The sequence below is a fragment of the Rhizobium sp. AP16 genome (assembly GCF_000281735.1).
Lineage (GTDB): Bacteria > Pseudomonadota > Alphaproteobacteria > Rhizobiales > Rhizobiaceae > Rhizobium > Rhizobium rhizogenes.
The window spans coordinates 1-15,419 of the sequence record NZ_AJVM01000085.1; the positions used below are offsets into that span (position 1 = coordinate 1).

Here is a 15,419-nt window from a genome sequence, read left to right on the forward strand (position 1 = left end):
GCCGGCTTCCCCACCCACTGGCTGGTGCCGCGGCTCCTGCGTTTCGAGCAGGCCCATCCCGACATCGATCTGCGCATCAGCGCCTCGTATCGGACGATGGATTTCCAGCGCGACGGCATCGACATTGCCATTCGCCACGGCCTTGGCGGTTATGAAGGGCTGGCGAGCGAGAGGCTGCTCGACGACCAATATGTACCGGTGTGTACGCCCGAGATCGCAGCCGCCCTCGGCACCTCGCCTCCGGCCGATGCGCTGGCCAGCCTGACCTTGATCCATGACGTCTATCGGCGCGACTGGCAGCTCTGGCTGGAGGCGGCGGGCGCGACGAAAGTCGACGCCACGCGGGGTCCGATCTTCACCGACGGCATGGGCGCCTATCACGCCATGAAGGCCGGGCTTGGCATCGCGCTAATGCGCCGCTCCTTCATCGAACAGGAACTGGTTGACGGCACGCTTGTCGCGCCCTTCCCCATTGGGCTCGCAAGCACGCTGGCCTATCATCTGGTCTATCCGCCGGCGGCATTGGAACGGCCGGCCATCGCCGCCTTCCGCGCCTGGCTGTTTTCCGAGGTTTCGCGCACAACGCCGCCGGTATAGGCGTATCACCCGAGATGGGTGGCGCCGCCCTTGAACAAACTGCCGGTCCGCGTCTCCAAAAACATATCGAGCGGAATATGCTCCTGGTGCAGGAAGCCGGTCGAGGGCAGCCGGCCGGCACGCACCAGTTCGATAACGGCAACGACAGAGGCCGAGGTGGTCCAGGAAATGGCGGTACGGCTCTCGCCGGCGATCTCGATCGGATAATAGGCGCGCACGAACTCCTTGCGGCGCAGATTGCCGTTGATCGTGCCTTCCGCCGAGACGTGGACATAGACGACATCGTCATCGACCGGCGGCTTCGCCTCGGTCAGGATCTCGCCGGCAAGCTTGCGGCGGTCACGCATCAGCAGCTCGTGGAAGAAGAAATTCATCAGCTCCATATGGCCGGGATAGCGGATAGTCTTGTAATCGAGGTTTTCCACGCGACCGAGCATGGTGGCGCACATGGTCCCAAGGCCGCCCGAGGTGGTGAAGGCTTCAAGCTTGACGCCGTTGACATAGAGCGTCTCGTGCCACTCCATCGGCGAGACCAGCTTGCGCACGCCGCCCTCGATGACCTCGCAATCGTTCAGATATTCGTTGACCACGCCTTCCGGCGACCAGTTGAAGGCGTAGCCCAGCAATCCCGTCGGATTCTGCGGAAGCGCGCCGACCCGCATGCGGATCGAGCGGCAGCGATCGAAGCCATCGGCAAGGCTCGCGCCGACGATACCAATGAAACCGGGCGCGAGGCCACATTGCGGCGCCATCAGGCCACGAGCGCTCTTTGCAAGCTCGATGATGCCATTCGTGGTCGGCACGTCCTCTGTCAGGTCAAAATAGTGAATGCCAGCGTCATGGGCCAGCTTCGCCAACGCGGCGTTCAGGTGAAAGGGCAGGCAGGAGAGCACGGCATCGACGCGGGAAAAGAGATTGCCGATCAGTGCCGGATCGGAGACATCGCCGGTTTCGCAGGCAAAAGGCAGAGTTTCCGCAGGCAGGCGCGCATCGACACCGGTGACGGCAAAGCCGCTTTCATGCAGCAATGTGGCGGCAAGCCGCCCAACCTTGCCGAGACCGAGAACGGCAATTCTGTCAAAGCCCATCGATACGCTCCCCCTTGGCATCGCCGGCCGCCGGAAGCCGGGCATCCGACTCAGCATTTCAGATATTTATAGAATAAAGGCCGCATAAATGAAAACGGCCGGCGATGAAGCCGGCCGTCTATCAATCGCTCGATATCGCGAACTATTCGTTGATCAGGCGCTTCAGCAGCTCGATCTCATGCGACAGCTTGCTGTCGCCCGAAATCAGCTCCTCGATCTTGCGCACGGCATGCAGAACCGTCGTGTGGTCGCGACCGCCGAAGCGACGGCCAATCTCCGGGAAGGAGCGCGGCGTCAGCGTCTTCGACAGATACATGGCGATCTGGCGCGGCTTGACGATGACGCGGGTACGGCGGTTGGAAACCAGCTCCTGGCGCGAGACGTTGTAGTGACGTGCCACGATGCGCTGGATGTCCTCGATGCGGACGCGACGCGGCTCGCCGGAGCCGACCAGATGGGCCAGCAGCTCGTCGACGCGCTCGACCGTCAGGTTGGGCTCGAAAGAGCGGCGGAAGATCAGCTGGTTGAAGGCGCCTTCCAGCTCACGACCGCTTGCCGTGACGTTGCGGGCGACATGCGAGAGGAGTTCGGCCGGGATTTCCAGCGACGGATCCTCCAGACGGGCAGCCTCCAGACGGCGCTTGAGGATTTCAAGACGCATCTCATAGTCCGGCGCCTCGACTTCGATGGCGACGCCGCCTTGAAGGCGCGAGCGAACGCGCGGATCGAGCGATTCCAGCTCCCAAGGCGCACGGTCGGCGGCAACGACGACCTGCTTGGCGCTGTCGAGCAGCATGTTCAGCAGATGGCAGAACTCATGCTGGATCATCTTGCCCTGCAGGAACTGCATGTCGTCGATGATCAGAAGATCGATGTTACGCAGCGAATCCTTCAGCGTCAGCGCGTCGTTGTCGCGAATGGCGGTGGCAAAGCGCCACATGAAGTATTCCGCAGTCAGATAGACAACGCGCAGGTTGCGCGGGTTCTGCACGGCCGCATTGGCAATCGCCTGCAGCAGATGCGTCTTGCCGAGACCGACCGTCGAGTGAACGAAGAGCGGATTGAACCGCACGGCGCCGGAACCGGCTTCCGCGATGGTCTTGGCGGCGGCAAGGCTTACCCGGTTCGAGCTGCCCTCGACATAGGTGTCGAAGGTAAAGCGGGAATCGAGCGGCGAGCCGAACAGCGGCGAGCCCATCGTCGCCGGCCGGGCAGCGGCAGCCGCGCTCACAGCATGCGCCACGATCTGACCGGCGGGCTGGGCCGTCGTGCGACGGATTGGCGCCACGGCGGTCGAGTCTGGAACGACGACCTGCTCATCCGCGCAAGGCTTTGCAGCGTGACGGGTCGCGGTGCGAACCAGAATTTCAACCTTCAGGACTTCCGCATCTTCGGCCTGGAACAGGCTGGTGATGAGATCAAGATAACGATTGTTGATCCAGGACTTCAGAAATGTTGTCGGAACGGTCAGCCTAACGACGCTCTTCGATACCGAATGCAGCTTAAGCCGTGCAAACCAACTGGCATAAACATCCGGACCGACCTGAGCCTTCAAGCGCGCACTGACACGCTCGAACAATACGTTATGCTGCATCTCCCCTTTTTCCCCCGCTTCAAGGCAAACCGCACTGAACGCCTGCGGTGCATTGTCCCCATTCTCCAACGCACCCGTCGTCCTCGTATTTATCTGCATAATGCCGCCTTCCACAGTTTCTTTTTATAGGGCGGAAATTCCGCCGCCGCCCTTGGGTCTATGCCATGATATGACAATCGCGCTCGTTGTTGTGAGCTTCGCCGCATACCGGTTCATCAGCCGGGTCCAGCCAAACGGACCTGACGCAAATGCCCTGACGAAAACGACTGCTTGAGCAGTTCCCGTCCTGGCATCTTTATCTGGAGCAGTCGTGCGGTCCTCGTATTCCGACCGGCTGCGCCAAAACGGCTGTCAATTTTTCTCCCCTCCCCTGCAGTCACGCTTGGGACTTAGACTGCAAAGGCAGACAAGCTTCCTCGTTCCGCCGGCGTTACCGCTTGCGGCCTCAACTCATCAACTGTTTGAAAAAACGGAACTGAACCGCTCCGTCACAAGAGACAAAAACCACCCACGCCGCCTTTAGTGGCAGTGTTCGCCGAAGCCGTTGAAGGTGATGTCCGCGCCCCTTGTTGAAAGCCATTTAGGCAGGATCGAAGGCGGATATCAACGATGAATTTTACACAAAATTAAGAGGCAGCCATTGACTCGGGAGGCCGTTTTTGACTGTCACAAGCCCGTCAAAAAAGAATCGCTTTTGAATCAAGGAGATTCCCGTTCAGTGCGATTCCCTGGGGTTTAAAAACAAAAAAAATAAAAAATCCCTTGACTCACTCATGAGCCGGCAACGTATCACGCAGATCACCCGGCGTTGGGATAACCTGCTGTAACCCACTGTTTTAAAATGTATATTTCTGTCATGTCATTGACATGGTCAGCCGGCTACATTTTAGCAAAATGAAGCAATTTGGCAGAATCCAAAAAGCCCGGCACAAAGGCCGGGCTTAAGTCTAACGACTGAATCTTTAACGAAATATTACGCGGTCGGAGCCGAAAGCGCCTTCACACGCTTGGCAAGACGCGAAACTTTGCGCGAAGCGGTGTTGGCATGCAGGACGCCCTTGGTGGCGGCGCGAGCCAGTTCCGGCTGCGCTGCGAGGAAGGCTTCCTTCGCCAGGGTAGCGTCACCCGATGCGATGGCTTCTTCGACCTGACGGACGAAAGTGCGAACGCGCGAGCGACGAGCCTTGTTGACTTCGGTGCGGCGGGCGATCTTGCGGGTCGCTTTTTTCGCCGAGCTGGTATTGGCCATGTATGCCTCTCTTAGAATTCGAACATAACTCCGTCAGTGCAGCGCGGGCCCTGCGGCCACTTCATCCAGCAATGCGGGAGCAATTGCGGAAAACCAGATCGGCTTTCCAAACTGTGGCGGGCATATAGCTGGAATGAGCGACGACGTCAACGCGGATTCTTGCAGAACCCGTGCAATTCCGGAATCTTGCCTTCACCTGTTCTTGAAGACGGGTTTGCGCTTCTCGATGAAAGCCGCCATGCCTTCCTTCTGATCCTCGGTGGCAAACAGGCTGTGGAAGAGCCGGCGCTCGAAGCGCAGCCCCTCTTCCAGCGTCGTCTCCAGCGCCCGGTTGACGGCCTCCTTGGCCATCAGCACCGAGGGGCGCGACAGCGAAGCGATCTTGGCGGCGGCGGCGAGCGCCTCATCGATCAGCTTGTCGGCCGGCACAATGCAGGACACCAGGCCGGAACGCTCCGCTTCGGCCGCATCCATCATCCGGCCGGTCAAAACCAGGTCCATCGCCTTGGCCTTGCCGACAGCGCGCGTCAGGCGCTGCGAGCCGCCCATGCCGGGGATGATGCCGAGCGTGATCTCCGGCTGGCCGAACTTCGCCGTATCGGCGGCAATGATGAAGTCGCACATCATGGCGAGTTCGCAGCCGCCGCCGAGCGCGAAACCGCTGACGGCGGCGATGACGGGCTTGCGGGCCTTGGCGATCTCGTCCCAGCCGCTCATCAAATCGCCCTTGTAGACATCGGCGAAGTCGAGCGGCTGCATCTCCTTGATATCGGCGCCGGCGGCAAAGGCCTTTTCCGAGCCGGTGAGCACGATCGCGCCGATGGCATCATCGGCGTGAAAGGCGGCATAGGCCTGCCTCAACTCGGTCAATACGGTCGAATTCAGCGCATTCAGCGCCTGCGGCCGGTTCAACCGGATGAGACCGACCGCTCCATGCGTTTCGACGATCAGGGTTTCGTAGGCCATCTGTCTCTCCTCCGTTCAATCAGCTCTGGTCAATCAGGTCTGGCAGGACGCGCAATAGAAAGAAGAGCGGCCCGACTGGACGATGCGGGCGACCGTACCGCCGCAGCCGGGCGTGCCGCAAGGCTGGGCTTCGCGGTCGTAGACGGAAAAAGAATGCTGGAAATAGCCAAGTGAACCATCCGTCTGGATATGGTCGCGCAGGGACGAACCGCCCGCCGCGATCGCGTCTGCAATGACCTCGCGAATCGCCTCGACCAACCGGAGCAATTCCTCGCTCGGTCTGCCGGCCTGGGTGACCAAACTGCCGGCGGCGCGCACCGGCGACAGATGCGAGCGCCACAGCGCCTCGCACACATATATATTGCCGAGACCGGCGATGTTCTTCTGGTCAAGCAGTGCGCTTTTCAGCGGCTGCGCCTTGCCTGAGAAGCGCTCGGCCAGATAATCGGCACTCAATGTATTGCCGGTCGGCTCCGGGCCGAGATCGCGAAAAGACGGGTGGCTGCCGAGATCGGCGCGCCTGGCAATATCCATGAAGCCGAAGCGGCGGGGATCGTTATAGATGACACGCGCGGGTCCGTTGGCACCCGTCAGATGGAAGATGACGTGATCGTGCTTTTCGTCCTTGGAGCGCGGGTGATGAAACTCGCCCGGGGTCTCTGCGACCGCGCCGGTTTCGACGCGAAAGGAGCCGGACATGCCGAGATGCGCGATGATCGTCATGCCGTCATCGAGATCGATCAGCAGATATTTCGCGCGGCGCGACAGCGACGTGATGCCGCGACCGGAGGCGAGGCGTGAAAACTCGGCCGGAAAGGGAAAGCGCAGGTCGTTGCGCCGCAGTTCCAGCGCGGCAAGCACCGCCCCTTCCATGGACGGAGCAAGCCCACGCCTGACGGTTTCGACCTCTGGTAATTCCGGCATCTCTATCCATCTTTATGTTTCAACCGCTTATGATCTGGGCTATAGCCCAAGGGCATTGCGGCCGGTGACCTGGCTGATGAGATAGCGTGGCAAACGCGATTTCGCTATGGTCCGTCGCTGAATACTGCATAATTCCTGAAATCGGGATCGATTTAGGGATAAAATTATGCAGCAGATTTAAAGTGCTAAGGCGACCTTTGCGCGTCACATATGACGCGCGGCGCTGTAGTGTAACGGAGTTGAGCTGATGGCAGAAAGCCGCACCTCCGCCGATGGCGGCATGGAAACATCCTATGGCTTCCGCGAGGTCGCCGATGGCGAGAAGCAGGGCCTCGTCAACGAGGTGTTCCACAAGGTTGCCAAGCGCTACGACATCATGAATGACGTCATGTCCATGGGCCTGCACCGGGCCTGGAAGGACGCGATGATCTCGGCGCTCAATCCGCGCAAGGATCCGAGCTACAAGGTCCTAGACGTTGCCGGCGGCACGGGCGATATCGCCTTCCGCATCGTCGAAGCCTCGAACCGGTTGGCGCATGCGACCGTGCTCGACATCAACGGCTCGATGCTCGGCGTCGGCGCCGAACGCGCGGCGAAGAAGAAGCTGACCGACAACCTCACCTTCGTCGAGGCCAATGCCGAGGAATTGCCTTTCGAGCCCAACTCCTTCGACGCCTATACGATCGCCTTCGGCATCCGCAATGTGCCGCGCATCGATGTGGCGCTGAAGGAAGCCTATCGCGTGCTGAAGCGCGGCGGCCGGCTGCTGGTGCTGGAATTTTCCGAGGTCGACCTGCCGCTACTAGACCGCGTCTACGAGGCCTGGTCCTTCAATGCCATTCCGCAATTCGGCAAGGCGATCACCGGCGACGCCGAGCCCTACCAGTATCTGGTGGAATCGATCCGCAAATTCCCGAACCAGCAGGATTTCGCGACGATGATCCGCGAGGCCGGCTTTTCGCGCGTGAACTTCACCAATTATACCGGCGGTATTGCCGCCCTGCACTCCGGCTGGAAGCTCTGACGCATGATACCGAAAGATGTGACGCGGTTTTCGGCTGGCAGCCTGCGAGATTTTGAGACCCGATGAGTGCTTTCAACGCATATTTCAGCCTTCTCCGGGTCGGCTGGGTGCTGGTGCGCGAAGGCGTGGTGATTTCGCTTCCCTCGGAAGGCCTGCCGCCCTCCGTCAGCCTTGCCAAATCCTTCGTCGGCATGTTTGCCCGTAAGCGCGCCAAGAGCCAGGCGCGCAGCGACCGGCTTGCCAAGGCCGTCGAGCGGCTGGGGCCTTCCTATGTGAAGATCGGCCAGTTTCTGGCCACGCGACCCGATGTCGTCGGCGTCGACATGGCCAACGACCTGTCGCAGCTGCAGGACAGCATGGCGTTCTTTCCGCACGCCGCGGCAAAGTCATCGATCGAGGGCTCTCTCGGCCGCACGATCGATGAGCTTTATGTAAGTTTTGGCGAACCAATTGCAGCCGCGTCCATCGCCCAGGTGCATCCGGCAGAAGTCGAAACACCGGAGGGCCGCAAGCGCGTGGCCGTCAAGGTGATCCGCCCTGGCGTCCGCCAGCGCTTCGTCAATGATATCCAGGCGATGTATCTCGTTTCCCATCTGCAGGAGCGTTTCCTGCCGTCGAGTCGACGACTCAGGCCCGTCGAGGTAACGCGGACGCTGGAGCAGACGACGAAGGTCGAGATGGATCTGCGGCTGGAGGCGGCAGCGCTTTCCGAGATCGCCGAGAACACCGAGAAGGATCCGGGCTTCCGCGTCCCCAAGGTCGATTGGGAGCGCACCGGCCGCGACGTCATCACCATGGAGTGGATCGACGGGGTCAAAATGTCCGATGTCGAGGGCCTGAAGGCCGCCGGACACGATCTCAATACGCTTGCCGACACGCTGATCCAGTCGTTCCTGAGGCACACGCTGCGCGACGGCTTCTTCCATGCCGACATGCATCCCGGCAATCTCTTTGTCGATGCCACCGGCATGATCGTCGCCGTCGATATGGGCATCGTCGGGCGGCTCGGGAAGAAGGAACGCCGCTTCCTCGCCGAAATCCTCTACGGCTTCATCACCCGCGATTATATCCGCGTTGCCGAAGTGCATTTCGAGGCTGGCTACGTGCCGGCGCATCACAATACCGAGAGCTTCGCGCAGGCGATCCGTGCCATCGGCGAACCGATCCACGGCCAGCCGGCCGAGACGATCTCCATGGGCAAGCTCCTGACGCTGCTCTTCGAGGTGACCGAACTCTTCGACATGGAGACGCGGCCGGAACTGGTGATGCTGCAAAAGACCATGGTCGTGGTCGAGGGCGTGTCACGCATGCTGAACCCACGCTTCAACATGTGGAAGGCGTCCGAACCTGTCGTCGGCGACTGGATCCGCACCAATCTCGGACCCAAGCGCATCGTAACCGACCTCAAGGACGGTTTGAAAGCGGCCGTGAAGCTTGCGGAGGCTATCCCCGAAATCGCCGCCAAGACCGAGAAGTTCCATCACGAACTGCTGCATATGAGCGAGAACGGCGTGCGTTTCGACCCGCAAACGGCCGAGGCGATCGGCAAGGCGGAGGCCAAGCACAGCCGGTCCGGCCGCCTGGCGCTCTGGATCATCGCGCTTTCGCTGCTCTATCTGGCCTGGCACCTGAGCTGACCTGTTTCAGCGGCACCGGACTGGGGCCGCACGCATCCGGCTCGGGTTGCAAAGCTGCGTGTTAGTCGACGATGAACAGTTTGGCACCTGTCTCTGTCGACGAGCGATGCGCGGCATCGCCGAAATCGGACACCTGATAGCCCATGCCCTTCGTCAGGACCGAGACCCGCCCGTCCTTCAGCTCCGAAATCAATTCTCCCTCAAGCACATAGATGACATGGCCGCGATCGCACCAGTGGTCGGCGACATAGCCGGGCGTGTATTCGACGACCCGTATGCGGATGTCTCCGATATTCAATGTGCGCCAGAGCGCGTGGCCGCTCTCGCCCTCATGTCTGGTCGCGGGAACCTCATCCCAATTCGTTGTGGTGAAAGCCAGTTCCGGAATTTTCATCTTGATGATCTTCTGAAGTTAGACGGATGGTTCGGTATGAAAACGGTTGCGGAACCTATTGGTCAATCCTGCGCGCCCGCTTTCAGCTATAATGTGTCCTTGATGATGCCGCAGCCTGTATTGCGTGTGCATTTTCACGCGTGGCGCGACAGGTGTTCGCTATTTGGGATATCCCACTCGCGATCGTGCTCGCATAGTTTTGCGGAAAAGGAGAACAGTGAAGATGGAGCGTCAGAAGGCCAGCATCGAACTCACCGGGCACCCCCTGGGGTTCAGCGATCTGGTGCGGATCGGCGCGGGCGTCGCGATGCCCACCGCATCGGAAAGCGGCATGGCGCGGGTGCATGCGGCACGCGAAGTTCTCGAAAGCACGATCCAGTCCGGCATGCCCGTCTATGGCTCCACCACCGGCGTCGGGGCGATGAAGGATGTGGAATGGTCGCCGGAAGACCTAGACACCTTCAATCTCGGCCTGGTGCGTGCCCATCATTTCGGCACCGGCGCGCCTTTTTCCATGTCCGTCGTACGCAATGCCATGGCGATCCGCGTCAATACGGCGCTAACCGGCCAGGTAGGCTGCTCGCCGGGACTGATCGACGCCTATCTCCAGCTTCTGCATACGGATGTCATCCCTGTCGTGCGCCGCACCGGCTCGATCGGCTGCGCCGATATCGGCCTGATGGGCCAGATCGGCGCGGTGCTGACCGGGGTCGGCGAGGCCGTCTATCGCGGCCGGCGCATGCAGGCGGCCGATGCCTTTACCGCCGCCGGCATCGAGCCGGTGAAGATGCTGCCGCGCGACAGCCTCGCCTCGCTCAGCGTCAATGCCGTCAGCTTCGCCGCCGCCGCCGAGACCACCCGCAATGCCGCCTCCTCGATCCGGGTGCTGCTGGCGACCAGCATGATGGCGGCCGGCGCTCTCGGCGCCTCGCGTGATCCCTGGTATGCAGTGCGCCATGTCGGCACCGCGCGGGAAGCCCTGATCGGCGCATGGCTTTGCAATGCATCCGACGAATGGCCATGGCCGATCGCGACGCATGTACAGGATCCGCTGAGCTTGCGCATGATCGCCCAGGTCTACGGCGCGGTGATCGAGAATCTCCTGACCGCCGGCCACAAGATCCTGGCGGCAACCGGCCGCTCCGATGACAATCCCGTCATCGTCGACGGACGCGTCATGACATCCGGTGGCTCGCTGCCGCTCGACGTCACCATTCTGCTCGAAGCCGCCGTCATCTGCATGGCACATGCGGCACGCAACGCCTTCAACCACTGCGTCTTGCTCGGCAACGGCCAGCGGCGCGGCCTGCCGGTCAATCTGGTGCCGGAAGGCAAGATCGCCACTGGGTTCGGCCCGATCATCAAGCTTGCCGGCGAGATCTTTTCGCGGGTGCTGTCCATGTCCAATCCGGTCTCGGCCCAGTCTCTGGTAGTGGCCGCCGGCATGGAGGACGAGGCCGCCTTCCTGCCACTGGTCATCGAACGCTTCGATCGGCAGATGCGGGCACTGAAACGCCTTGCGGCGCTGGAGGCCCTGCTCTCGGCGCAGGCGATCGACATTCTCGGCGACAAGCCGGAAGGCGTGGCCCGCATGCTCTACGATGTCGTGCGCAAGCATGCCGACTTCTACGAGGTCGACCGGCCGCTTTCTGCCGAGGTCGAGGCGATCGAGGAGGAACTGGGCTCCGAGGCCTTCGTGTCCGAGATGATCGCTCAGCAGCCGATCCTCGCCTATGATGATTTCTTCGCCCTCGGTTCGCTGGAGCGGGTCGAAGAGCGGCTTTATCGCGATACAGTGACAATCTGAACGGAGAGAATGGGTATGGCTGACTTCGATCTCGTTCTGCAGGGCACCATGGTTCTGCCGGACCGCATCGTGGAAGAGGGCTATGTCGCCGTGCGCAACGGCAAGATTGCAGAGATCGGCATCGGCGTGCCGCCGCAAGCGCGCGAGCGGCATCTGCTCGGGAAAGCGCTGATCCTGCCCGGCGCGATCGACGCCCAAGTGCATTCGCTCTCCCAGAAGGACCAGGAAGACTTCGTCTGGTCGACGCGCTCGGCAGCAGCCGGCGGCGTTACCACCATTGTCGACATGCCCTATGACGAGGGCAATCTCGTCTGCTCGGCGGAAGCCGTGAAGAAGAAGGTCGATCATGCGTCGCCGCAGGCCCGCGTCGACTTCGCGCTCTATGGCACGGTCGACCCGGAAGAAGGCCCCGCACGCATTCGCGAAATGGTCGAGGCCGGCGTTGCCGCCTTCAAATTCTCGACCTTCGGCACGGACCCGAAGCGTTTCCCGCGCATTCCGCCTGCCTTGCTCGACGCCTGCTTCGCGGCCATTGCGCCGACCGGACTGACGGCGGGCGTGCACAATGAGGATGATGAGGCGGTTCGAACCTACATGGAGCAGGTGAAGGCGAGCGGCGTCACCGACTATCGTGCCCATGGCCTCTCACGACCGCCGATCACCGAACTCCTTGCCATGCACACGATCTTCGAGACCGGCGCCAATACCGGCTGCCCGGCACATGTGGTACATTGCTCGCTCGGCCGCGGCTACGACATCGCCCGCGCCTATCGCCGCGACGGCTTTGAGGCGACCGTGGAGTGCTGCATCCACTATCTGACGCTGGACGAGGAAAACGACGTGAAGCGTCTTGGCGGCAAGGCCAAGATCAATCCGCCGATCCGCCCGCGCGCCGAAGTCGAGACGCTGTGGCGCAAGGTGGCGGAAGGCAATGTCTGGCTGGTCTCGACCGATCACGTCAGCTGGTCGGAAAACCGCAAGACCAATCCGGATATGCTGGCGAATGCCTCTGGCGTGCCGGGGCTGGAAGTCATGGTGCCGCTCTTCGTCAAGGGCGCGTTGGAGCGCGGCGTGTCGCTCACCTGGGCGGCGAGGTTGATGGCCGAAAACCCGGCTAAGCATTTCCGCCTCGACCACATCAAGGGCGCGCTGACGCCGGGCAAGGACGCCGATATCGTGGTGCTGGAACCACGCGAAACCATCTATGACGCCGCCTCGAGCGGCAACAATATCGTCGGTTGGAGCCCTTATAACGGCATCCGCCTGCCCTGGACGGTGTCCGCCACCTATCTCAGGGGCAAGCAGATTACTGACGGAAACAAAGTGCTGGCCGAGCCGGGCAGCGGCAAATTCGTTCGCCCGCTTCCCCGTCAGATTATTGCCGGCCAGAATATTGCTGGAGAGACTGCCTGATGAACCAACCGAAGCGCAACCTGCCCGTCAACGCCGATCGTATCGCCGAGGATATCGACGCGCTAGCCAAGATTACCGAACCTGATCACCCCTGGACGCGCCGCGCCTTTTCGCCGCTGTTTCTGGAAGGCCGTGCTTACATTGACGCACGGATGAAGGCGGCAGGGCTGGAGACCCGCATGGACGCTGCCGGCAATCTGATCGGCCGGCGCGCTGGCGCAAAGCCCGGCCTCGGCACGATCCTGGTCGGCTCGCATTCCGACACCGTGCCGGATGGCGGGCGCTTCGACGGCATTGCCGGCACGATCGCGGCGCTGGAAGTCGCACGCTCCCTGAAGGATCAGGATATTCAACTGGATCACGATCTGGAGATCGTCGATTTCCTCGCCGAGGAAGTCAGCATCTTCGGCGTCTCCTGCATCGGCAGCCGCGGGATGACCGGGCAATTGCCGGAGGCGTGGCTGAGGCGCGTGAGTGGTGACCGCAATCTCGCACAGGGCATTGCCGAGGTCGGTGGCGATCCGGCGACGCTGCTCGCGCAGAAGCGTCCCGATCTTACCGGTTTTCTCGAACTGCATATCGAGCAAGGACCTATCCTCGAAGCCGAAAACAAGGATATCGGCATCGTCACCGCCATTGCCGGCATCACCCGCATCGAAATCACCGTCGAGGGCCGTGCAGACCATGCCGGCACCACGCCGATGGGCCGGCGCGCCGACGCGCTGGTGGCCGCCTCGCAACTGGTGCTCGACATCCGGAGCCAAGCGACAGAGCAGGCGAAGACGCCGGGCCATTTTGCCGCAACCGTCGGCGAATTCCGCATCGAGCCGAACGCCGCCAATGTCGTACCCTCCAAGGTCGTGCTTTTGATCGACGGCCGCGCCGAAATCCGTGGAGACATGGAACAGTTTCTGGCCTGGATCGACGGTGCAGTGCAAAAGATAGCCACGGCTTACGGCGTGACCATCAAGCCGCCTGTCCGCGTCTCCGACAATTTCCCGACGCCCGGCGATGCCGGCTTGCTGGAAACGCTGGAACGCGCCTGCGAGACGGTCGGAGCCAAGCACCGCCGCATGGCGTCCGGCGCCGGCCACGACACCGCCTGGGTCGCCAAGGTGGCCCCGGCGGCCATGATCTTCGTGCCCTGCAAGGAAGGCCGCAGCCATTGCGCCGACGAATGGGCCGAGAATAACGATATCGCCATGGGCGCTGCTGTGCTGTTCGAAGCCGTGCGCGACATGGACAAGAACCTGCAAAAAACCAGCCAGGAGTAGCCGGATGGGACGCATACTCGTAGCCAAGGATGTGGAAGCAGCCGTCAAGGGCGGCTCCGTTTATGCCGCCGGCGGCGGCGGCTGGGCCGATCACGGCCGCATGCTCGGCTATGCCGCCGTCAATGTCGGAAAGCCAGAGCTGGTGTCGATCGACGAGCTCAATGACAATGACTGGATCGCAACCGCCGCCGCCATCGGCGCGCCGGCCTCCACGACCCCCTGGGAAATGCAGGGCGTCGACTATGTGAAGGCCGTGCAGCTGCTGCAGGACGAACTCGGCGAGAAGCTTTCCGGCCTGATCATCGGCCAGAATGGCAAGTCCTCGACGCTGAACGGCTGGCTGCCCTCGGCCATTCTCGGCACCAAGGTCGTGGACGCAGTCGGCGATATCCGCGCGCATCCCACTGGCGATATGGGCTCGATCGGCATGGCGGGTTCGCCCGAACAGATGATCCAGACCGCCGTCGGCGGCAACCGCGCCGAGAACCGCTATATCGAGCTGGTAGTCAAGGGCGCGACCGCGAAAATCTCGCCGATCCTGCGCGCCGCCTCCGACCAGTCCGGCGGCTTCATCGCCTCCTGCCGCAATCCGCTACGGGCGTCCTATGTCCGCACGCATGCAGCACTCGGCGGTATCTCCATGGCGCTAGCGCTTGGCGAAGCGATCATCGACGCCGAAAAAAAGGGCGGCAGCGCCGTCATCGATGCGATCTGCAAGACGACCGGCGGGCATATCCTTGCCGAGGGCGTCATCGCCAGGAAGGATGTTATCTACACCAAGGAAGCCTTCGATATAGGCACCATCACGGTCGGCGCCGGCGACAAGGCTGTGACCATGCATGTGATGAACGAATACATGGCGGTCGAAGACACCGATGGTAAGCGCCTGGCAACATTCCCCTCGGTCATCACCACGCTGTCGCCGGAGGGTGAGCCCTTGAGCGTCGGCCAGCTGCATGAGGGCATGCATGTCTTCATCCTGCATGTGCCGATGGATATCATTCCGCTCTCGGCCAGCGTCCTTGATCCGACGGTCTATCCCTCCGTCGAAAAGGCGATGCGGATCGAGATCGCCAAATACGCCCTGGCCGGCAAGAGAGGCTGACATCGGGAGGCGCAGATGGCCCGCGACGCAGGTCTCGAGGAATTGCTGAGAGAGGATCTTGGGCAAAGGCCCGGGCTCAGCGAAAAAGCGATGTTCGGTGGCTGGGGCTTTCTGCTCAATGGCCATCTGCTTTGCGGCGCGCGCGAAGACGGGATGCTGGTACGCCTCGGCAAGGGCAATGACACCTGGGCGCTGGCACTGGCAGACATCAAGCGCATGCTGTCGCGCGAGCGCGAGATGCAAGGCTGGGTACGCGCCGGACCGGAGGCCTACGGCAACGACATGCTGCGCAAGCGGCTGCTGCTCGCCGCGCTGGACTTTGTCGAAGGCCTGCCGCCGAAATAACA

The 15,419-nt window shown here is 61.8% G+C and carries 14 protein-coding genes; 8 read left to right on the forward strand and 6 right to left on the reverse strand.

Features of this window, described 5'->3' with window-relative positions; all coding sequences use genetic code 11:
- The coding region (locus PMI03_RS28885) for a LysR substrate-binding domain-containing protein (RefSeq protein ID WP_007702676.1) at positions 1-597 on the forward strand (597 nt) is incomplete at its 5' end.
- Positions 598-602: 5 nt separating this feature from the next.
- Here the strand turns inward: PMI03_RS28885 and PMI03_RS28890 are convergent.
- From PMI03_RS28890 to mutM, 5 genes are all read right to left on the reverse strand, one after another.
- The gene (locus tag PMI03_RS28890; RefSeq protein ID WP_007702679.1) at positions 603-1,685 is read right to left on the reverse strand and encodes a saccharopine dehydrogenase family protein; all 1,083 of its coding nucleotides are present in this window, start codon (positions 1,683-1,685) and stop codon (positions 603-605) included.
- A gap of 142 nt (positions 1,686-1,827) precedes the next feature.
- Positions 1,828-3,378: a chromosomal replication initiator protein DnaA gene (gene dnaA, locus PMI03_RS28895; RefSeq protein ID WP_007702681.1), complete on the reverse strand. Its 1,551-nt coding sequence runs from the start codon at positions 3,376-3,378 to the stop codon at positions 1,828-1,830.
- A gap of 874 nt (positions 3,379-4,252) precedes the next feature.
- The gene (gene rpsT / locus PMI03_RS28900) at positions 4,253-4,528 is read right to left on the reverse strand and encodes a 30S ribosomal protein S20 (RefSeq protein ID WP_007702696.1); all 276 of its coding nucleotides are present in this window, start codon (positions 4,526-4,528) and stop codon (positions 4,253-4,255) included.
- Positions 4,529-4,720: 192 nt separating this feature from the next.
- On the reverse strand, positions 4,721-5,494 hold the full coding sequence (locus tag PMI03_RS28905) for an enoyl-CoA hydratase (protein WP_007702699.1): 774 nt from the start codon (positions 5,492-5,494) through the stop codon (positions 4,721-4,723).
- Positions 5,495-5,527: 33 nt separating this feature from the next.
- Positions 5,528-6,418, reverse strand: coding sequence for a bifunctional DNA-formamidopyrimidine glycosylase/DNA-(apurinic or apyrimidinic site) lyase (gene mutM, locus PMI03_RS28910; RefSeq protein WP_007702702.1), 891 nt, complete (start codon positions 6,416-6,418; stop codon positions 5,528-5,530).
- A 247-nt stretch (positions 6,419-6,665) separates the two neighbouring features.
- Between mutM and ubiE the strand changes: the two genes are divergently transcribed.
- Positions 6,666-7,442, forward strand: coding sequence for a bifunctional demethylmenaquinone methyltransferase/2-methoxy-6-polyprenyl-1,4-benzoquinol methylase UbiE (ubiE, locus tag PMI03_RS28915; RefSeq protein WP_007702705.1), 777 nt, complete (start codon positions 6,666-6,668; stop codon positions 7,440-7,442).
- 62 nt (positions 7,443-7,504) lie between these two features.
- Complete coding sequence (gene ubiB / locus PMI03_RS28920) at positions 7,505-9,079, forward strand: 2-polyprenylphenol 6-hydroxylase (protein WP_007702710.1); 1,575 nt, start codon at positions 7,505-7,507, stop codon at positions 9,077-9,079.
- A 61-nt stretch (positions 9,080-9,140) separates the two neighbouring features.
- Here ubiB and PMI03_RS28925 read toward each other — a convergent pair whose 3' ends face one another.
- The gene (locus tag PMI03_RS28925; protein WP_007702712.1) at positions 9,141-9,473 is read right to left on the reverse strand and encodes a DHCW motif cupin fold protein; all 333 of its coding nucleotides are present in this window, start codon (positions 9,471-9,473) and stop codon (positions 9,141-9,143) included.
- Between the two features lie 223 nt (positions 9,474-9,696).
- Between PMI03_RS28925 and PMI03_RS28930 the strand changes: the two genes are divergently transcribed.
- Genes PMI03_RS28930 through PMI03_RS28950 form a run of 5 tightly spaced genes read left to right on the forward strand, consistent with a single transcriptional unit; the run spans position 9,697 to position 15,417 of the window.
- Complete coding sequence (locus PMI03_RS28930; protein ID WP_007702715.1) at positions 9,697-11,280, forward strand: aromatic amino acid lyase; 1,584 nt, start codon at positions 9,697-9,699, stop codon at positions 11,278-11,280.
- Positions 11,281-11,295: 15 nt separating this feature from the next.
- Positions 11,296-12,693, forward strand: coding sequence for a dihydroorotase family protein (locus PMI03_RS28935; protein WP_007702719.1), 1,398 nt, complete (start codon positions 11,296-11,298; stop codon positions 12,691-12,693).
- On the forward strand, positions 12,693-13,967 hold the full coding sequence (locus PMI03_RS28940; protein ID WP_007702722.1) for a Zn-dependent hydrolase: 1,275 nt from the start codon (positions 12,693-12,695) through the stop codon (positions 13,965-13,967). Before PMI03_RS28935 ends, PMI03_RS28940 begins: the two co-directional genes overlap by 1 nt.
- A 4-nt stretch (positions 13,968-13,971) precedes the next feature.
- The gene (locus tag PMI03_RS28945; RefSeq protein ID WP_007702725.1) at positions 13,972-15,072 is read left to right on the forward strand and encodes a DUF917 domain-containing protein; all 1,101 of its coding nucleotides are present in this window, start codon (positions 13,972-13,974) and stop codon (positions 15,070-15,072) included.
- 15 nt (positions 15,073-15,087) lie between these two features.
- Positions 15,088-15,417, forward strand: coding sequence for a TfoX/Sxy family protein (locus tag PMI03_RS28950; RefSeq protein WP_007702728.1), 330 nt, complete (start codon positions 15,088-15,090; stop codon positions 15,415-15,417).
- Positions 15,418-15,419: the final 2 nt, after the last annotated feature.